At 36.0% G+C, this 18,828-nt stretch carries 18 protein-coding genes; 12 read left to right on the top strand and 6 right to left on the bottom strand.

Features of this window, described 5'->3' with window-relative positions; genetic code table 11:
- Window positions 1-23: 23 nt before the first annotated feature.
- Window positions 24-1,082, bottom strand: coding sequence for a 3-oxoacyl-ACP synthase III family protein (locus tag ACM6F9_RS07955; RefSeq protein WP_414845212.1), 1,059 nt, complete (start codon window positions 1,080-1,082; stop codon window positions 24-26).
- Window positions 1,083-1,414: 332 nt separating this feature from the next.
- The gene (gene frr / locus ACM6F9_RS07950; protein ID WP_414845211.1) at window positions 1,415-1,969 is read right to left on the bottom strand and encodes a ribosome recycling factor; all 555 of its coding nucleotides are present in this window, start codon (window positions 1,967-1,969) and stop codon (window positions 1,415-1,417) included.
- A gap of 360 nt (window positions 1,970-2,329) precedes the next feature.
- On the opposite strand from frr, the gene ACM6F9_RS07945 reads away from it, so the two are divergent.
- On the top strand, window positions 2,330-3,688 hold the full coding sequence (locus ACM6F9_RS07945) for a lipase family protein (RefSeq protein WP_414845210.1): 1,359 nt from the start codon (window positions 2,330-2,332) through the stop codon (window positions 3,686-3,688).
- Window positions 3,689-3,766: 78 nt separating this feature from the next.
- Here ACM6F9_RS07945 and pyrH read toward each other — a convergent pair whose 3' ends face one another.
- Window positions 3,767-4,474, bottom strand: a complete 708-nt coding sequence (gene pyrH / locus ACM6F9_RS07940; RefSeq protein ID WP_114822145.1) for a UMP kinase — start codon at window positions 4,472-4,474, stop codon at window positions 3,767-3,769.
- Between the two features lie 167 nt (window positions 4,475-4,641).
- On the opposite strand from pyrH, the gene porQ reads away from it, so the two are divergent.
- From porQ to ACM6F9_RS07915, 5 genes are all read left to right on the top strand, one after another.
- Window positions 4,642-5,634: a type IX secretion system protein PorQ gene (porQ, locus tag ACM6F9_RS07935; protein WP_414845209.1), complete on the top strand. Its 993-nt coding sequence runs from the start codon at window positions 4,642-4,644 to the stop codon at window positions 5,632-5,634.
- Window positions 5,635-5,718: 84 nt separating this feature from the next.
- Entirely contained in the window at window positions 5,719-6,393 is a 675-nt protein-coding gene (gene cmk, locus ACM6F9_RS07930) for a (d)CMP kinase (protein WP_414845208.1), read from the top strand.
- Window positions 6,394-6,488: 95 nt separating this feature from the next.
- Window positions 6,489-6,839 carry a YtxH domain-containing protein gene (locus ACM6F9_RS07925; RefSeq protein WP_414845207.1) on the top strand — a complete coding sequence of 117 codons (351 nt, stop codon included), beginning with the start codon at window positions 6,489-6,491 and terminating at the stop codon, window positions 6,837-6,839.
- A gap of 80 nt (window positions 6,840-6,919) precedes the next feature.
- Window positions 6,920-7,228, top strand: coding sequence for a phage holin family protein (locus ACM6F9_RS07920; RefSeq protein ID WP_047496002.1), 309 nt, complete (start codon window positions 6,920-6,922; stop codon window positions 7,226-7,228).
- Between the two features lie 3 nt (window positions 7,229-7,231).
- Window positions 7,232-7,732: a phosphoribosyl-ATP pyrophosphatase gene (locus ACM6F9_RS07915; protein ID WP_414845206.1), complete on the top strand. Its 501-nt coding sequence runs from the start codon at window positions 7,232-7,234 to the stop codon at window positions 7,730-7,732.
- 79 nt (window positions 7,733-7,811) lie between these two features.
- Here the strand turns inward: ACM6F9_RS07915 and ACM6F9_RS07910 are convergent, their stop codons facing one another.
- The gene (locus ACM6F9_RS07910; RefSeq protein WP_414845205.1) at window positions 7,812-8,537 is read right to left on the bottom strand and encodes a TrmH family RNA methyltransferase; all 726 of its coding nucleotides are present in this window, start codon (window positions 8,535-8,537) and stop codon (window positions 7,812-7,814) included.
- Here ACM6F9_RS07910 and ACM6F9_RS07905 point away from each other — a divergent pair.
- The gene (locus ACM6F9_RS07905; protein ID WP_414845204.1) at window positions 8,523-11,132 is read left to right on the top strand and encodes a BamA/TamA family outer membrane protein; all 2,610 of its coding nucleotides are present in this window, start codon (window positions 8,523-8,525) and stop codon (window positions 11,130-11,132) included. The two genes, ACM6F9_RS07910 and ACM6F9_RS07905, sit on opposite strands and share 15 nt — an antisense overlap.
- On the opposite strand, the gene ACM6F9_RS07900 is transcribed toward ACM6F9_RS07905, so the two are convergent.
- Together ACM6F9_RS07900 and ACM6F9_RS07895 are read right to left on the bottom strand one after the other, a co-directional pair.
- The gene (locus ACM6F9_RS07900) at window positions 11,129-11,686 is read right to left on the bottom strand and encodes a vancomycin high temperature exclusion protein (RefSeq protein WP_410493421.1); all 558 of its coding nucleotides are present in this window, start codon (window positions 11,684-11,686) and stop codon (window positions 11,129-11,131) included. The genes ACM6F9_RS07905 and ACM6F9_RS07900 overlap by 4 nt on opposite strands.
- A gap of 56 nt (window positions 11,687-11,742) precedes the next feature.
- Window positions 11,743-12,867: a 2Fe-2S iron-sulfur cluster-binding protein gene (locus ACM6F9_RS07895; RefSeq protein WP_414845203.1), complete on the bottom strand. Its 1,125-nt coding sequence runs from the start codon at window positions 12,865-12,867 to the stop codon at window positions 11,743-11,745.
- Between the two features lie 33 nt (window positions 12,868-12,900).
- On the opposite strand from ACM6F9_RS07895, the gene ACM6F9_RS07890 reads away from it, so the two are divergent.
- The 5 genes from ACM6F9_RS07890 to ACM6F9_RS07870 all read left to right on the top strand — a co-directional run bounded on the left by ACM6F9_RS07890 (window position 12,901) and on the right by ACM6F9_RS07870 (window position 18,757).
- Complete coding sequence (locus tag ACM6F9_RS07890; protein WP_414845202.1) at window positions 12,901-13,461, top strand: TlpA family protein disulfide reductase; 561 nt, start codon at window positions 12,901-12,903, stop codon at window positions 13,459-13,461.
- A gap of 25 nt (window positions 13,462-13,486) precedes the next feature.
- Window positions 13,487-14,458 (top strand): FecCD family ABC transporter permease, encoded by a 972-nt coding sequence (locus ACM6F9_RS07885; protein ID WP_414845201.1) that lies wholly within the window; start codon window positions 13,487-13,489, stop codon window positions 14,456-14,458.
- Window positions 14,459-14,767: 309 nt separating this feature from the next.
- Window positions 14,768-15,691 (top strand): ABC transporter ATP-binding protein, encoded by a 924-nt coding sequence (locus tag ACM6F9_RS07880; protein ID WP_414845200.1) that lies wholly within the window; start codon window positions 14,768-14,770, stop codon window positions 15,689-15,691.
- 165 nt (window positions 15,692-15,856) lie between these two features.
- Window positions 15,857-16,309: a MarR family winged helix-turn-helix transcriptional regulator gene (locus ACM6F9_RS07875; RefSeq protein ID WP_105703816.1), complete on the top strand. Its 453-nt coding sequence runs from the start codon at window positions 15,857-15,859 to the stop codon at window positions 16,307-16,309.
- Window positions 16,310-16,363: 54 nt separating this feature from the next.
- The gene (locus tag ACM6F9_RS07870) at window positions 16,364-18,757 is read left to right on the top strand and encodes a 3-hydroxyacyl-CoA dehydrogenase/enoyl-CoA hydratase family protein (RefSeq protein WP_414845199.1); all 2,394 of its coding nucleotides are present in this window, start codon (window positions 16,364-16,366) and stop codon (window positions 18,755-18,757) included.
- Window positions 18,758-18,828: the final 71 nt, after the last annotated feature.

Genomic DNA, 18,828 nt, shown 5'->3' with positions numbered 1-18,828 from the left:
TTTTTAATTTCTTATTTACAACTTTAAAACTTATAGATAAAGGCATTGATATTCATTCCTGCCCCTACAGAAGCAAATAAAACCACATCATTTTTTTCAATCTTATGATGCTCCAGTTCATCCTTTAAAATCATTGTCAACAAAGTTGGAATGGTTGCTACACTGCTGTTTCCTAGTTTATGAATAACCATAGGCATTATATTTTCCGGAGTTGGCATATCATACAGCTGATAAAACCTGTTAACAATAGCTTCATCCATTTTTTCATTAGCCTGATGAATGATAATTTTATTCAACTGACTGATGGAGTATCCGCTGCTATCCAGACATCTTTTCATGGCATCAGGAACGTTTACCAAGGCAAACTCATAGATCTTTCTGCCATCCATTTTGATGTATCTTGTATCCTGGCATCCTTCATTATTATAGGACTTTCCGAAATACAGGTAATCTTTTTCCTCAAATGTATAAGAAGCTGATAAATGAGACTTAATTCCGGAATCATCATCATTATTCACCTCCAATACAGCCGCTCCAGCACCATCAGCATAGATCATACTATCCCTGTCATGAATATCCACCACACGGGAAAGAGTTTCTCCTCCAATCACCAAACATCTTTTTGCAATCCCCGATTTAATAAACGCATTAGCCTGTATCACTCCTTCAATCCATCCGGGACATCCGAAAAGAACATCATAGGCAACACAGAAATTATTTTTGATTCCTAATAAATGTTTTACTCTGGCAGCAAGGCTGGGTACCGCATCAGACTGAACTGTCCCAAACCGGACATCCCCGAAATTATGGGCAAATATAATATAGTCTAATGTTTCCGGATCTATACCGGCATCCTCAATGGCTGAACGGGCTGCAATAAGCCCAAGATCTGAAGTAACCTCTGTACTGTGAGCATACCTCCTCTCTTCAATCCCTGTAATTTTTTTTAACTTATCTGTAATGGAAGCATTATCGTCCTTCAATAATACACCTTGTTCATTAAGAAAAATATGTTTATCAAAAAATAGATTGGTTATTGTTTCCGACGGGATGTAGTTACCTACACCAATAATTTTAGTCATCGCTTTAGCATTTTGATTTCCAGATCATTATATAATAAATCGGAATAATTCTGTAAATATAACGATTAAAAGCTAATAATACGCATTTCTTTTTATGCAAAGAATAAAGATAATCAATGATAAAAACACAACATTCTAGGATTCAACAACTTTAATTTTCAATAAAAAATCAAAAAAGATGCTGCTTAAAAAACATACATAAAAACAACCATTCACTTTGATGGATTCTGTACATCATTAAATGAAGCCAAACCATGTATTAATCAATTTTTATCACAAAAAAAAAGAGGCTTCCCAACGGAAACCTCTTTTCTATTTTCAAAAACTGAAAATTATACTTTCATAATTTCAGCCTCTTTTGTCTTAAGATGCTCATCACAAAGCTTCACATATTTATCTGTATAAGTCTGGATTTCTTCTTCCACTCCTTTTACAACATCTTCAGAAACTCCTTCCAGCTTTTTAAGTTCTTTCAAACCATCCTGTCTAGCGTTTCTTACAGTTACTTTAGTGTTCTCAGCTTCTACTTTAGCCTGTTTTGCAAGCTCTTTTCTTCTTTCTTCTGTCAAAGGCGGAACATTCAGAATGATATTTTCCCCGTTATTAGAAGGTGCAAAACCTAAGTTTGAGTTGATAATTGCTTTTTCAATTGCATTGATTGCAGTTCTGTCCCAAGGTTGAATAGAGATTGTCATTGCATCCGGAACAGAAACATTCGCAACCTGGTTGATAGGAGTCATTGCTCCGTAATATTCTACCATTACATCCTGAACCATTGATGTAGAAGCACGTCCTGCTCTAATTCTTTGAAATGCGTGATCCAGGTGCTTTACAGCTGCATCCATGTCTTGTTTTACAGATTCTAATATAAGATCTAATTCTTCCATTATTATATTAAAGTTTGATAAATTACACATCTATTAATTACACTGAATATCAATTAATTAAATCCAAAAAACTCTGTAAACATCAGTGTTTCTTTACCGTTTTAAATTATTTTTTACTATTCAGTGGTGCAAAAATAATGATTGTTTTCGAATAATAGCTATTTCCATAGATGGATTTTGTGCAGTTACCTTTTCTTTGATAAAAGAATACTGTTTTTAATATAAAAATTCATCATATAGAGAAATAATATATGTATAAATACTTACCAGATATTTTGGTCATTTCTACTTACTCGCAAGCCATTTTTTATGGCTTATTTTACTCAATCATTTTATAAACTAATTTAAACCCATCACATTATGACAAATCCATCTTTAGATGCCTATCAACAAGTATTTGGTATGGCAGGTCTTGCAAACCGTGCGGGAGGCTACAACGGTTTTGGTATCCAGCTACAACAACAGCTTCAGTATGATTTATCTTATTATTTTAACAATGTTCCTCCGGTTAAAATAATGCATCAGAAAACACCATCAACAGCCGATCCAGCGGTTCTATCGGAATTAGGAAGCTGGGATCTTGTCTGGGGGCCTGCCCTGATCGAAGAGAAAAATGAAAAGGGAGTTTTTACCGGTGTCGCAGATAATGCATTATATGTCGTTAAGTCTAATGCTGTCGCATTTCCGGGAGGTCCTACATTACCTACTTATGTTGTGGCTATTGCAGCCACTAACCCTTCGTCACTTTATGATTGGGAAACAGAAGATTTCTCCGTTTCTGAGGTGGTAAACTGGACAACTTATAATCCTTCCGACTTCGCTCCTTCAGCTTATAATGGTACAGATCCTTACATTTCAAAAGGGACTGCCACCGGTATAAGTATTCTTCTCGGACTCGAAAGCCCTAATTCTGCAGCTTCACCCAATACTACCCTGCAGCAGTTTCTTGCAGGTTTGAATCCAGAGCCTGGAACAGCTATTATATTTTGCGGGCACAGTCTTGCCGGAGCACTATCGCCTACTCTTGCGCTCTATCTGAAAGAAAATAAATATCTAAATGCTTTCGGGGTAACTCTTGTATATCCTACAGCCGGACCAACTCCGGGTGAAGCGGCATTCGCCAATCTTTTCAACAGTAAATTTCCACCGCTGCCTCCGGGATGGCAGCCACAAACTGGTACTTACCAAAGCTGGAATACGATGCATTGGAATGATCTGGACGTAGTGCCTCATGCATGGCCAGTATCAGAACTGGAAAAGATAGCAACTATATATGGGCAGGCTACTACGAATATGACGCCTTATATATTACAAACTTTACAAAAGGTAGCTGTTGATGATTCTTCAAAATCAGGAGCCAGCTATACAAGAATACAAAACCAATCGCTTCCAGGCCAGCTTCAACATTCAAGTGGCTCATCAGCTACCATCAAAACACCTCCTGAAAGTTTACAGGACTATATGCTTCAGCTTGCCGTACAACATGTGGCCATGTATAATGGTATTCCAGCAGCAGGATCCAATCCCCAGGTAAATGGCCTCATTTTACCACAGCCATTGCCCAAACCAGATGTTATAAATTTAGTGCCGGGCGTAACTCCTGTCACCGAATCTGAGATGATTATCAAAATAATAAGTCAGATCCTTGACTGGATTTTCTCCCATTACACTTTAGTTGAAAAAGAAAGTGTCTCGCAAAATATTGTGGCAGATAAATAATTTTTAATAATTATAAAAGCAAAAACACCTGCCACGATAATCGTGACAGGTGTTTTTTATATTGTTTACTGAAGTTGATTATAAATTAACCAAAGTACCTACATTTTCTCCGTCTACAATTTTTTCCAAATTCCCATCTTTATTCATATCAAATACAATGATTGGCAATTTGTTTTCGTGGCTTAAAGTAAATGCTGTCATATCCATTACTTTAAGGTTTTTCTCGAATACTTCATCGAAAGATAATGAATTGTATTTTACAGCATCAGCATTTTTCTCAGGGTCACTGTCGTAGATTCCGTCTACTCTTGTTCCTTTTAGGATCACATCAGCTCCAATTTCGATTGCTCTTAATGTAGCTGCTGTATCTGTAGTAAAATAAGGGTTTCCTGTACCAGCTCCGAAGATTACGACTCTCCCTTTTTCAAGGTGTCTTACCGCTCTTCTTTTGATGAAAGGTTCAGCCACTTTATCCATTTCGATAGCAGACTGAAGTCTTGTTTTGATTCCTGCATCTTCCAATGCTCCCTGTAGCGCCATACCATTGATGACAGTGGCAAGCATCCCCATATAATCACCCTGTACCCTGTCCATACCTTTTGCAGCTCCTGCTACACCACGGAAGATATTTCCTCCTCCAATCACGATCGCTACTTCACAGCCTTTTTCAACTACTTTTTTGATCTCAGATGCATATTCCTGCAGTCTTTCAGTATCAATACCGTATTGTCTGTTTCCCATTAAGGCCTCACCGCTTAGTTTCAGAAGGATTCTTTTATATTTCATCTTTTATTTTTAGTAACTTTTTATTAGTAAGGGTTTCCCCAGAATTTGATTTTGCAAATATAATCATTAATGATATTGATAAAAGAAAAATATTTAAATAGAAATAATGTAAGAAATATTTTGAAAAGTACGAAAAAGGATTATTTTTGCATTAATTATAAATTGAGTTGAAGAAAATTATCATTTTTTCATTATTTCTATCAGGAATTGTTTCTTATGCGCAAACAGGAACAAATGTTTATCCGTTCTTAAATGTACCTGTATCTGCAAGACAGGCTGCTTTGGGTGGAGATGCAATTTCGGTAAGAGATTATGATGTTTCCTTTGCTATTGCAAACCCTGCCCTTTTAAATAAAGATTCAGACAAACAGCTTTCCGTAAACGCAACGGCTTATCTTGCCGACTCGAAATACGGTACTATTGCTTATGCCAAAGACTTTGAAAATGGCCATATGGCTACCATCAATGCAAGGTATATGAGCTATGGTAGTATTCCGAGAACGGATGAAAGCGGTTTTGAAAACGGAGAATTCAAAGCTTCGGATGTAGCCATTGGAGCAGGCTATGCCTACCAGTTTGAAGAAGACTGGACAATTGGTGGAGGACTTAATTTTGTTACCTCAAAAATTGACAACTATACGTCCTCTGCAATCTCAGGAACAGCAGGGGTTACCTATCATAATAAAAAGAACAAAGAAGTACTTTCTCTTGTAATGAGGAATTTTGGTTTCCAGCTGAAATCATTTAACGGAACAAGGGAGAATCTTCCTTTCAGAATAGATCTGGGATATACCAAAATAATCAAAAACTTCCCTCTTGCGATCACCATTACGGCGCACGACCTTCAGAAGTTTGATATTTCTTCAGAATACAATCTGGATGGACAGGAGGTGAAAACCGGCAGAAAAATTGCCGATCACTTTTCATTGGGGGCAGAACTGTTTCCGGAAAAGAATTTCAATATCAGACTGGGTTATAATGTAAAAAGAGGAAATGAATTGGCTGTTGCAGATCAGAGAAACTTCTCAGGACTTTCTGCAGGATTTGGAGTTAAAGTATCCAGATTCCGTATTGATTACGCCCATGTAAGATACCACAACTCTTCGAATGTCAATCAGATAGGAATTTCTATGGATCTTTCCAGCCACAGAGGAGAGTAATCTTTTCAGCTGAATTTTTCTTAATTATTCCGAAAATTTTATACTTCCTCTTGATTTTTAAGAAAAAATCTTGAAATTTGCAGTATGAAAAAACCTGTAATTGCTATTGATGGGTACTCGTCTACCGGAAAAAGTTCTATCTCTAAAATCATTGCTGATCAATTGGGACTTATTCATATGGACACAGGGGCTCTTTACAGAGGAGTTACCTGGTATGCGTTGCAGCACTGCCTTAACACAAATGGTGAGATTGATCTGAATACATTATTCAATTCTTTTGACAAGATCAATCTCGAGTTCAAAAACAATGAAGGAACCCTTATTCTCTTCCTGAATGACACTGATATCTCTAAAGAAATCCGTACTAATATTGTATCTGACAATGTAAGCCTTGTGGCCAAACAGAAAGAAGTAAGAGATTTCTTGCTACAGTCACAGCGCACTTTGGCAGAAAAAGGAGGTGTAATTATGGACGGACGTGACATTGGGACAGTAGTTCTGCCAAATGCAGACTATAAATTCTTCCTTACTGCCAGTATTGATGAAAGAACCAACAGAAGATTTCTGGAACTGAAAGGACTGGGAATAGAAGCAGATAAAGAACAGGTGAAGCAAAACCTTATAGAACGTGACAAGATCGACAGTGAGCGTGAAATAGCCCCATTAAAGCAGGCTGACGATGCTATCGTGATTGATAATTCTGAATTAACCAAAGAAGAAACCATACATCTTATTTTATCTCACATCAAAAAGATTTAACAATTTTTAATAGGCTTCAAGCCCCCTTTGGTATACAAATTGTAAGTTTTATTACCGTAAAAACTAATTTATTATTAATTATTAAAAAACTTAAAATGTCTAGAAAAGGAAATAATACAGCAGGTATATTGGCAGGACTTCTTGCAGGTGCTGCAGCAGGTGTAATCTTAGGAATGCTATATGCACCGGAAGAAGGTAAAGAAACCAGAAAAAAAATCAAAACTAAAGCAAATGATCTTAAAGATCAGGCTAAAAATAAATACGGAGAGGTTTCTGAAAAAGTAAAAGACCAATATGGCAATATTTCTTCTACTTTCAAAGAAACGGCAAGCAGCGTAGCACATACTGTGAAAGACGGATATGATAAATACAAAGATCAGATTGTTTCTAAAACTGCAGATTTGGCAAAAGATGTAGAAACGGAACTGAATGATCTTAAAAAATAAGTAATTTATCTTTTTTAAGTAAATTACAGAAAGGAACTTTTGTGCAAAAGTTCCTTTTTTTGTAACTTTAAAAAAAAACAATGATAGAAACTATTAAAGAATACGCCTCCAAGAGAATAGATCTTCTGAAAATTGAAGCGACTGAAAAGTCGTCTCTTTCTGCCGGGCTCATTACTTACTTTGTAGTACTGCTTGTTGCTTTTGCTTTTTTTATTATCCTTTTCAATTTTGGAATTGCTTTCCTTATTGGTAAAGCTCTGGATAATTACTCTTACGGGTTCTTAATTGTGGCTGCATTTTATGCACTGGTAATGGCATTCGTCATCGCCTTCAAAAATAAGATTGTCAATACTGTTGCAGATCAGGTTATTAAATTTTTAAATCATTAAACTATGGGCAGAAAATACGAGAGCATAGAAGAATTAAGAAGAAAGAAAAAACTGCTTCAGGGTGAAATAAGTGATCTTGAAAATCTTCTTACCTTCAAAAATACGAAAGAAAGCTTAAGTGCCTTTACCAATGGTTTAAGTGATCAGTATCTTCAGGAAAAGATAGATGAAGATGGCGATGAAAAAGTAGTCCTTAGAAAAGATGTCATTGCCAAACAGCTTACTTCAGAGGTGAAAGACCTTCTGATCAACAAAAATACAGCTGTAGGACTTGCCAGTTCTGCTTTCAAAGGAGGAAATATTACAGACAGTCTCGTTAAACTTGGCGTTACAGCTATCGTAGGAAACTACGCTAAAAAGAATATGAAAAGCTCCAACTGGAAGAAAAAACTTATTGGTGCAGCATTGATCTATCTTGCTCCTATTGCATTGAAATATGTAAGAAAAAAGATGGAAGTATATCAGAAAAACAAAAGTGTTTCAAGTTTGGAACAATTGATATAGAAATAAAATATTAGAAACTAGACGCTAGATCATATTCAGTAATATTTTACAATAATTCTAACCTCTAGTTTCTAATTTTCTATTTTGAAAATAACTGTCCTAAAATAATCCCTGCAGCCATTGATACATTCAGGCTTTCTGTAGACTGAGATTTTCCAAACCTAGGAATGCTGATACTTTTTTGTAAAAGCTTTTCAGTTTCCGGTCTCATGCCGTTTCCTTCGTTTCCTAAAATAAGATTGATCTTTTCCGGCTTCTCAAAAGTATAAATGTTCTCCCCTTCCATATCCGTTCCTATATTTATATTTTCTGTTGCAGAAAGATACTCCACAAGATCAGTATAAACCACATTCACTCTGGTAAAGGAACCCATTGTCGCCTGAATCACTTTTGGGTTATAAACATCCACGGTATCTTCACTGCAAATAATCTGTTCAATTCCAAACCAGTCTGCCAATCGGATAATCGTTCCCAAATTTCCCGGATCCTGTATTCCATCCAAAACCAACTGTATCCTCTTATCTTCCCATTTTTCTTCTTCGGCAAGATAACATACCGCTACAGAATCTTTTGGAGTTTTAAGAAAACTAATTTTTTTTAATTCATTTTCAGAGATATGGGTAACAGGAATATCAGTCCGGTCCAATTTTTGTGGATCGGTTGAGAATATTTCTTTAACTTTAATGTTAGAATTAGAAAGTTCACAAATGATTTTATTACCTTCAACCAAAAACAAATTGTATTTTTGTCTGAACTTCTTTTTATCTAAAGATTGTAAAACTTTTATTGTATGAGCTGTAAGCATTATAAGAATTCTCCTCAAAAATATTATAAAATTATCTCATTTGCAACATTTGTTGGTCTCCTTTATGCTTGTAGTACGACAAAAAAAGTTCCTGAAGGCGAATACCTGCTTACCAAGAACACTTTAGGGTTCGAGGATAAGAGAGAATTTTTCGATGAAGAACTGAAAGATTATATTCAGCAAAAGCCCAATAAAAAGCAATTTCTTTTCATGCCATTAAGTTTACTTCTGTACAATATGGCTGATACGAAATATGATACGATACTTAACGAGTATATGACCTATCCGGGTGAAATGAGAAATCAGAAACTGAGAGACTCTTTATTCCTTAAATATAATATGAAAAGCAGTGTAGGAAAAAGCCTGCTTTTTGACCGTTTATTGCATAATTGGGGAACAGCACCGGTAATTCTTGATCAAACGAGAAGTGAAAAAAGTGCTGAATCTATTAAGAAAAGACTTACCTACAGAGGATACTGGGATGCTGATGTAACGTTTAAGCATACATTGGATTCTGCCTCTAAAAAAGCTGCTGTAAGCTATTCTATTAAGCACAACGAACCTACCCGCATCAAGGATTATTTTTACAATATTCCGGATCAGGGAATTAAAGGTTATTACAATTCTTTCCTGAATAAAAGTCTTGTGAGATCGGGACAGATTCTTGATCAGACTGTTCTGGAAAGAGAAGTAACCAGAATTACAGAACAAATGAGAGAATTTGGGTTCTACAGGTTCAATGCTTTGAATGATGAGGTTTATTTTGTGGCAGATTCTCTTAAAAGCAGAAAACAGGTTCCTTTAACTCTTGAAATTCATAAAGATTCTTTGGATACGCCTTATAAAATTTCAACCTTTGGAAATATAGATGTTGCCATTGTGGATGAACCTAGTGATTATCCTAAAAATACAAAGAAAGACAGCCTAAGGAGAATCAGATTCCATACTATGAATAATAAATATAAGCTTCCATCCATATGGCGAGCAATTATTCCTGATAGTAAAAAGGTTTTTGACCAAAGCAAACTAGACTTAACCAAGAGAAATATTCTGGCGATGAACAATTTCAGTATCGTCAAAGCAAGAGACTCTCTGAGACAAGGCGGAATCACTTCTCCTAATGACAGTATTGTAGATGTTTTGTATGTATTAAAGCCACTTCCAAAATATGAGTTTAAACTGGGAACAGATATTAATTATTCTCAGCTTCTCAATCTGGGAATCTCTCCTTCTGTAGATCTTACTACCCGAAATGTTTTCAGAGGGGCAGAAAACCTTTCTACAAGCCTTTCAGGAACGTTTGGATCTATCAGAAGTACAAAGGATATTGATAAAAGAGTTGCCGCTTACGAAATATCAGCTCAGGCATCCTTGAATTTCCCTAGACTTTTACTTCCTTTTAATTATTATAAACTTATTCCAAAACGATACACCCCTACATCTTCTATCCTGTTAGGAGCGTCTATACAAAACAACATCGGTTTGGGAAGACTTATTTTCAATACCGGATTAAACTATCAAGCCAGTGTAAATGATCAGGTATATCATAAACTTACTTTATTCAACACACAGGTCAGCCTGACAAAAAATAAAGATGCTTACTATGATTACTTTGTGAATGACGGAAAGGTAAAAGATGAAGTTTTCGGGAATTATTTTATGTTTAACCCGGAAACTCAACAAACCGGAAAAGATTACAGGGATGGAAAACTTACTGTAGATGAGGTTTCAAAAAAGATTATTGAGAACGATGCTTATCGTGGAAGTCTTAATCAACAGGGAACTGATCTTTTAACAGCCTTCACAGGAACTTTGGTGAATAAAGACAGACAAACACAGGACGTTCTTATTTCTTCCATGATTTACAACTTTGTATACAGCGAAATTGGAAAAAAAGAATATCCTAATGCATTTTACTTCAACGGAAAAGTTGAGTTAGCTGGTAACATTCTAAGCTTATTCAACAAAAAAGATAATGACGGAGGAGTTGTCACCAGCCCTCAAAAAACTATTTTCGGGTTACCTTATGCACAGTTTGTCAAATTTGATATTGATGCCAGAAAATATTTCAGGTTCAATGGAAACCAGACATTGGTTTTACGTCAATTTATTGGGGTTGGAATTCCGTATGGAAACTCTCAGGATATGCCTATTATCAAGTCTTATTTCAATGGAGGTTCCAATGATATCAGAGCCTGGGTAGCATTTGGAGGATTAGGTCCTGCAGATTCTCAGGTAGACGAAAGGGTACGTACTTATATGACAGACAACTTAAAACTTACCACCAATATTGAATACCGTATCCCATTCAATAAAACCTATGAAGGAGCTTTATTTACTGATATCGGAAATACGTGGAGTCTTCGTAATTACAACGATGGATATGGAGATGAGTTTAAGTTCAATAAATTCCTGAAACAGGTAGGTATCGGTAGCGGATTCGGATTAAGATTAAATATTGCCTATATAACAGCCAGAATTGACCTTGCTTATAAGATCTACGACCCGAATAAACCTGATGGTGACCGATGGAGAGTCAAATATATTCAGCCTTTCAAACCTACGGTTAATATCGCGTTCGGATATCCTTTCTAATCCGGAGAAACGCCTAAAATAAAATATACTACAGCAATTACCCGGGCGAGGATTTCCCTCGTCTGGTTTCTGTAGAAACTTTCTGGTTTTGAGACATCCTGTGCATCAAATCCTAATGCATTCATATCATTGTTTCTTGCAAAAAAAAGTGCTCTCAGATTGTGAAATCCCTGGGATACAATAATGACATTTTTCTTTTTGTAAACATCTTTACAGCGGAGAATACTTTTATAGGTGTTGAAGCCTTTAGGATCTTCCACAATAATATCTTCCGGAACACCTTCCTGATTGATCAGATAGTTTTTCATTGCTGCAGGTTCATTGTAGCCTTTACTCTTCTCCCCGCTTACTATAATTTTCTTGATTTTTCCATGATGGTAAAGAAGAGCCGCAGCATCCATTCTTTTGGTGAAATAAGGATTTGATTTTCCGGATCTCATTTTCGGAGATGTTCCCAGAACCAATGCAATTTCCCTTGGTGGAATTTTTGAGATTTTGGTATACGTTCTTCCGTTAGTAAGCCCGAAAACCCACACATTACAGAAGCATATCATCAGAATTCCCAATTCCAATGATATAAAGCCCAGGTTAAATATGTTCCGTATAATTCTCAACTAAGATCAAAGTTAAGCTTTATTTTTTTACTTTTCACAATAGACATGCAAGCCAATATATGTCCTTGTGATTCTTCTTTTTCTGTAAGATACTCATTCTCCAGCAGTTCTACTTCGCCTTCCTCTAAAGAACATTCGCAGCTTCCACAAATCCCTGACTTACATGAATAAGGAACCGGAAATTTCTGGATAAGAAGCTGTTGTAGCAATTTATCCTTATTATCAGCAAGCTGGGTAGTATATTTTTTTCCCAACATGGTAAATTCCACATCAATATTTTCAATCAGAGGAAATTCTTTTTCTATAGGATAAATATCATCATTAAATTCTTCAAAAAGTTCAAAATGAATATTCTTTTTGGGGATTCCATGGTGATAGCACGCATTAGCCAATGTTTTAATCATCTCTCCTTTTCCACAGATCAGCACTTCGTCTACAGCATCCCAAATGGTAGACTCTTCATCCGTATCATCCAGATGAAGGATCTGATTGATAATAAGAGCTAATTTCTTTTCATCCAGTCTGCCGTAAAAAAACTGGTCTGCTGTTTTTTCCTGTGAAAAAAAATAAAATATCTGTAGTCTGTCACCATAAGTTCTGGCAAGATTATCCAGCTGTTCGCGATAAACAAGCTCATCCGAGCTTTTATTTCCAAAGAATAAAAACAGCCGGGTTCGGGGTTCGTTGTGAAGAATATTTTTGAAGTGGCTCAAAATAGGTGTAATCCCTATTCCAGCAGCAAAGGCCACAATAGTCCTGAATTCACTGGGTTTAGACACAATGGTAAATCTTCCCGCAGGCTCACCCACCCACAGAACATCACCTTCATTATAGTTTTGAAATAACTGAGAAGTTGCTCCATCAGGGGAATTAACTTTTATTCCCAAGCCTATTTTCCCCTCATAAGGAGCCGAAGTCATTGAATAATCATTAATAACCTCTTTCCCATGTGATTGAAATCGTATACTGACGAACTGCCCTGCTTCAAACCTGAAATTTTCCTTTAAATTCTCAGGAATATCAAACTCCAGAGAAAAAGTATTTTTGGTCAGCTCTTCCTTTTTCGCTATTTTTAACGGATGAAACTGTATCAGTTTCCCTTTATAGATTTGTTGTTCCATAACTTCAATTCAAAAATAGATAAAAAATAATTTATGAAGAAGATAATTTTATCCACGTTACTTCTTACTGCACTGTACAGCTGTAAAAAAGAAGGTCAGAAAACTGAAAACACGGCAGCGGCAGACTCTGTTTCTGTATCTCAAACTACAGAATCTGAAGGTAGTACAGTTCTTCCTAAAGAACTTTCTCCTGAAAACGTGAGCCAGCATTTAGCAAAAAATAATGACACTTTATATGTTACCAATTTCTTTGCAACCTGGTGTGGGCCATGTATGAGAGAGATTCCAAGTTTTAAAAGTAAAATGGAAGAATTGAAGGGAAAACCTGTAAAATTCACTTTCGTAAACCTTGATGATAAGGCAGAATGGGCTGGTGCTGTGAAAAATTTTGCTACAGAAAATAAACTGGGAGGCAGTATTATTTTACTGGACGGACAAAAATTAGATCAAAACTTCTTCCATAATAACTTCAAACAATGGGACGGCGGTTCTATTCCTTTCACTTTCATGAGAAAAGGAGATAAAACCGATGAATACCTGGGAATGATGACGGAAGATGTCTTGAATTCAAAAATCGATTCTTTCTTACAATAAAAATAGACTGAGCTCTTTCTGAATCATGTCAAAAAGATTTAAAATCCTGTGTTTATTATTCGTGATTGCAATTATTTTAAGTGCTGTCATTAATCTGAACACAGGATTTTTAAGTTTAAGTTTTCAGGATTTCTTTCATGATTCTGCTCATAGCCAAATTGCTGAGATCCGTATCAACCGTGTTTTGGTAATGATGCTAGCTGGAATCTCAATTCCAACTTCGGGTTTTCTGATGCAGGAATATTTTCAAAACCCTCTGGCAGGACCTGATATATTGGGAATTACTTCAGTTGCAAGTCTGTCGGTTGCCTTTTACATTTTCTTTTCTCACAATATTTTATTGCCTGAATTTTTACAAAATAGTTTTCTCAGTTTATCGGCTATTGGGGGCAGCTTACTGTTGATGCTGATCCTTCTCTCGATGTCAAACAGATTCCAGGACAAATCGTACCTTATTATTTTCGGGTTTCTGGTATCTGCTTTTGCGGGAGCAATAGTTTCCCTTCTTCAGTTTTATGCGGAAAATCAAAGTCTCAAAAACTATATTTTATGGTCTTTTGGAGCGAATAATATGGTTACGAGAAATCAGATTTATGTGCTGTTTATTTTAGTTTTAATAGGTATGTTTATCTGTTTCAGAGCCATAAAACCACTTATTGGAAACTCACTGGGTAATTCCTACGCTCAAAGTTTAGGCGTTAACCTGAAAAATCTGAAGCTTTTAATCATCGTTGCATCTTCTCTCCTATCAGCTTCTGTTACGGCATTTTTAGGCCCTATTTTATTTATCGGAATTATTGTTCCTCACTTCTGCAGACTCGTTTATAACCCTTCAAAATTATGGCAGCAATGGATTCTTAATATGTTTCTGGGAATGCTAATTATGTTATTTTTCTCGGTGATTGCTGAGAAAACACAGATTCCTCTGAATGTAATAAGCTCCGTGTTTGGAATTCCTGTGATTCTGATGATGCTTTTGAAACAGAATAAAGTTTAAACTACCAATAACCGAAACAATGAACATTAGAATAACACCTAAACAACTCATTATGGTACACATCATTTTGTTTGTTGTAAGTCTGGCATTTCTGGAGTATTCAAAAATGTTTCGAATGACTCAGAAGTTACATTGGGTTTACTATTGGGGTCATAATTGGTGGATTATGTTTGCATTGCCTGCCGCCTTTTGGGGCTCTATTATCTTAGGTGTTTATACTTTATGGAAAGTCAAAAAAAATAAATTCTTATATTTATTTTTAAGTTTCCTACCTCTTCTGTTATTTATAACCCTTTTCTTATTTTAGTTATGCACCTACAGATCAAACAATCAAATATCGGTTACAATACAACACTAATTTCCAATGCTAATGCAGATTTGAAACTTGGTGATGTATGCCTGCTGATTGGCAATAATGGTGTAGGAAAAACAACATTAATCAAATCTATTCTGCATCAGATTCCTTTATTAAAAGGAGAAATTGCCATTAATGGAAAAAATGTAAAAGATCTATCTGTAAAAGAAATCGCAGAGAATATTGCTATTGTCTTTTCCAAATCGGTTATTCCGCAGCATTATACGGTTGAGGACCTTATTTCTCTGGGAAAATACATCTACTACCCTTTTTATTTTGAGTTAAAAAAAGAAGATCGTGAAGAAGTTACCCATATTATTAAGGAACTGGATCTGACACAATACAGGTATACCCTTTTAAAAAACCTGTCAGACGGCAACCTTCAGAAAGCATTTATTGGACGTGCTATTACTCAAAATTCACCTATTATCATTCTGGATGAGCCTACGACCCATCTGGATGAAAAAAACAAAATCATAATCCTTAAAACCTTAAGAAAGCTAGCCAAGGAACAGAATAAACTTATCTTGTTTTCTTCCCACGACTGGCGATTGGCCAAAGAGTTTGCAGACAAGATATGGTACGTAAAGGAAAATCACCTGTATTCAGGGATTGTTGAGGACATTTTGCTCCAGCATGAAGAACTTACCAATGCTTCGTTATTTCAAATCAACGAGACTTTTATCCCACCTTTTATCTCAGCACCGCAATTTCACAAAGAAATGTTGTATTCCCTGCTTCAAAAAAACTTCCAAAAAGACCTGTCTGAGCTTAATTTTGAGTTTCAGGACACTTTTTGGGTAATTACTAAAGATTCCAGCACTTATCAATATGAATCTTTTGAAGAAATCATTAATTTAGTTACAAACATTCATTAATACACGATTTTCTTTAATTAATTCATATACTATGCATGCATAGTATTATGCTAATCATATAATTTAATTCGTTTATTTACAGCCTATTAACAAAATTTAACGTTAATAAATACTATGCATGCATAATATTTACTAAATTTGGGTAAAACCATTGGCGCAAAAATGATGGATAATAATAAGGAAAAAATAGAAAACGTAGATTTAATTTTAAAGCAGACCTGGTTGGCTGTCTCTAAAATGTACACAGAATTAGCCCAGGAACATGATTCCACAGCGGTACAGGCACTCACTCTTCTTAAAATTGATCCCAAAGAAGGAACCCGAAGTACCAATCTTGGTCCGAAGATGGCTATTGAACCCACTTCATTAACGAGAATCATCAAACTTCTGGAAGACAACGGATACATCTATAAGGAAAAGACCACTACTGATAAAAGAGAGGTTATCATCAAGCTTACAGATAAAGGATTAAACTCCAGAAACATGTCTAAGGAAGTCGTTGTGAACTTCAACAAGAAGGTAATGGAGAAAATAGCTCCGGAAAAGCTGGAGGCTTTCAAAGACGTGATGACCGAAATCATGAAAATTGCAAACGAATTATTGAATAACAGAAAATAAATTATGATGACACCTTCGGGTTCATATAATCTTATAAAAAATAAAAATTTACATATGAAAAGAAGAATCAAACATGTAACGGTTCTTGGTTCAGGAATTATGGGAAGTGGTATCGCTGCTCACTTCGCCAACATCGGCGTGGAAGTATCACTCTTGGATATTGTTCCTTTTGAACTTACTGAAGCTGAACAGAAAAAAGGTTTGACCAAAGATGACAAGGTAGTAAGAAACAGAATTGCTTCCGAAAACTTTGAAAAACTTAAAAAAGCAAGTCCTGCACTCCTTTATTCACCAAAGTTTGCGGACAGAATCAAAATCGGAAACTTCGATGATGATTTACCGAAAATAAAAAATACAGACTGGATTATTGAAGTAGTAGTAGAAAGACTTGACATCAAAAAATCAGTTTACGAAAAGATTGAACAGTTCAGAAAACCGGGCACCTTAATTTCTTCTAATACATCCGGTATTCCTATTCATTTCCTTACAGAAGGTAGAAGTGAGGATTTCAAAAAATACTTCGCAGGAACGCACTTCTTCAACCCGGTAAGATACCTTCCTCTTTTAGAGATTATCCCAACCAATGATACAGCTCCTGAGATCATCGATTTCTATATGAATTACGGAGCAAAATTCTTAGGTAAAACAACTGTTTTAGCTAAAGATACTCCAGCTTTCATCGCTAACAGAATTGGTGTATTCTCTATGATGGATCTTCTTCACAACGTTCAGAAATTAGGACTTACCGTTTCTGATGTTGATAAATTAACAGGTCCGGTAATCGGGCGTCCAAAATCGGCTACATTCAGAACAGCTGACGTTGTAGGTCTTGATACTTTGGTAATGGTAGCCAACGGAGTTCGCCAAAGCGGTGCTGAAGCGAATGACTTCAATGATGTATTTGCCCTTCCTCCTTATATCCAGAAAATGATGGATAATAAATGGTTAGGTTCAAAAACAGAACAAGGTTTCTATAAAAAAGTGAAAAATGCAGAAGGAAAATCTGAAATTCACGGATTAAACCTTGATACTTTAGAATATGAACTTCAAGGAAAATCATCATTCCCTACTCTGGAATTAACAAAAGCTATAGATAAACCAATTGACAGATTCAAAGTATTAATTGGTGGTAAAGATAAAGCTGGCGAATTATACAGAAAATCATTAGGAGCATTATTCGCTTATGTTTCTCACAAAGTTCCTGAAATCTCTGACGAAGTTTATAAAATAGACGATGCTATGAGAGCCGGTTTCGGATGGGAAAACGGACCATTTGAAATCTGGGATGCTGTAGGTGTTCAAAAAGGTATTGAACTGGCAAAAGATGCAGGATACGAGGTTTCTGACTGGGTGAAAAATGTAGAAACTTTCTATAAAGTGAATGACGAAGGTCAAAGCATCTACGTTGATAAAAATTCAGGTGAATACAACAAAATCCCAGGTCAGGATGCATTCATCATCTTAGATAATATCAGAAAAAATAAAACGCTTTGGAGTAATTCCGGTGCTGCGATTGAAGATTTGGGAGATGGTATCATCAACTTCGAGATCCGTTCTAAAATGAATTCTCTTGGAGGCGAAGTTCTTGATGGATTAAACAGAGCCATTGATTTAGCTGAAAAAGAATACGATGGATTAGTAGTTGGTAACCAAGGAGCCAATTTCTCTGTTGGAGCTAACCTTGCTATGATTCTTATGATGGCTATTGAGCAGGATTGGGATGATTTGAATATGGCAATCGCTTACTTCCAGAAATCAATGATGAGAGTACGTTACTCTTCCATTCCTGTAGTAGTTGCTCCTCACGGAATGACTCTAGGTGGAGGATGCGAAATGACAATGCATGCAGACCGAGTGGTTGCAGCCGCAGAAACATATATCGGACTTGTAGAAACCGGAGTGGGTGTAATTCCTGGTGGCGGTGGTACTAAAGAATTGACTTTAAGAACTTCCAGAGAATTCCACAGCGATGATGTTAAAAATAACAGACTTCGTGATGCTTTCATGAATATCGCAATGGGTAAAGTAGCTACTTCTGCTTATGAAGCTTACGACATGGGAATCCTTGAAAAAGGGAAAGACATTGTTTCTGTAAGCAAAAACAGACAGATTGCTGAAGCTAAAAAAGTAGCAAAACTATTAGCAGAACAAGGATATACTCAGCCAATCGAGCAAAAAGTAAAAGTTCTTGGTAAAGATGCATTAGGAATGTTCTACGTAGGAACAGACCAGATGCTAACCGGAAACTTCATCTCTGCACATGATAAGAAAATTGCTGATAAACTAGCCAACGTAATGGTAGGCGGAAACTTATCTGAACCAACAGTTGTAACAGAACAGTATCTATTGAACCTTGAAAGAGAAACTTTCTTACAACTTTGCGGAGAAAGAAAAACGTTGGAGAGAATCCAATATATGTTACAAAATGGGAAACCTTTGAGAAACTAATGGGAAGCTCCGTAGGAGCGAACTGTTAATAGCATGAATAATTTTAAAAGTTGGAAAGCCTCGTAGAGGCG

It is taken from the genome of Chryseobacterium sp. IT-36CA2 (assembly GCF_949767875.1).
Taxonomy (GTDB): Bacteria; Bacteroidota; Bacteroidia; order Flavobacteriales; family Weeksellaceae; genus Chryseobacterium.
Note: the sequence above shows the minus strand (reverse complement) of the source record. Positions and strands in the feature narration are given on the sequence as shown.

Bases quoted from the DNA above. Each gene is read 5' to 3' on its own strand.
- ACM6F9_RS07885 (WP_414845201.1), top strand. From the start codon at position 13,487: ATGTCAAAAAGATTTAAAATCCTGTGTTTATTATTCGTGATTGCAATT.
- ACM6F9_RS07900 (WP_410493421.1), bottom strand. From the start codon at position 11,686: ATGATATGCTTCTGTAATGTGTGGGTTTTCGGGCTTACTAACGGAAGA.
- ACM6F9_RS07915 (WP_414845206.1), top strand. From the start codon at position 7,232: ATGGGCAGAAAATACGAGAGCATAGAAGAATTAAGAAGAAAGAAAAAA.
- ACM6F9_RS07920 (WP_047496002.1), top strand. From the start codon at position 6,920: ATGATAGAAACTATTAAAGAATACGCCTCCAAGAGAATAGATCTTCTG.
- frr (WP_414845211.1), bottom strand. From the start codon at position 1,969: ATGGAAGAATTAGATCTTATATTAGAATCTGTAAAACAAGACATGGAT.
- ACM6F9_RS07880 (WP_414845200.1), top strand. From the start codon at position 14,768: ATGCACCTACAGATCAAACAATCAAATATCGGTTACAATACAACACTA.
- ACM6F9_RS07925 (WP_414845207.1), top strand. From the start codon at position 6,489: ATGTCTAGAAAAGGAAATAATACAGCAGGTATATTGGCAGGACTTCTT.
- cmk (WP_414845208.1), top strand. From the start codon at position 5,719: ATGAAAAAACCTGTAATTGCTATTGATGGGTACTCGTCTACCGGAAAA.
- ACM6F9_RS07910 (WP_414845205.1), bottom strand. From the start codon at position 8,537: ATGCTTACAGCTCATACAATAAAAGTTTTACAATCTTTAGATAAAAAG.
- ACM6F9_RS07875 (WP_105703816.1), top strand. From the start codon at position 15,857: ATGGATAATAATAAGGAAAAAATAGAAAACGTAGATTTAATTTTAAAG.
- pyrH (WP_114822145.1), bottom strand. From the start codon at position 4,474: ATGAAATATAAAAGAATCCTTCTGAAACTAAGCGGTGAGGCCTTAATG.
- ACM6F9_RS07945 (WP_414845210.1), top strand. From the start codon at position 2,330: ATGACAAATCCATCTTTAGATGCCTATCAACAAGTATTTGGTATGGCA.
- ACM6F9_RS07890 (WP_414845202.1), top strand. From the start codon at position 12,901: ATGAAGAAGATAATTTTATCCACGTTACTTCTTACTGCACTGTACAGC.
- ACM6F9_RS07870 (WP_414845199.1), top strand. From the start codon at position 16,364: ATGAAAAGAAGAATCAAACATGTAACGGTTCTTGGTTCAGGAATTATG.
- ACM6F9_RS07905 (WP_414845204.1), top strand. From the start codon at position 8,523: ATGAGCTGTAAGCATTATAAGAATTCTCCTCAAAAATATTATAAAATT.
- ACM6F9_RS07895 (WP_414845203.1), bottom strand. From the start codon at position 12,867: ATGGAACAACAAATCTATAAAGGGAAACTGATACAGTTTCATCCGTTA.
- ACM6F9_RS07955 (WP_414845212.1), bottom strand. From the start codon at position 1,082: ATGACTAAAATTATTGGTGTAGGTAACTACATCCCGTCGGAAACAATA.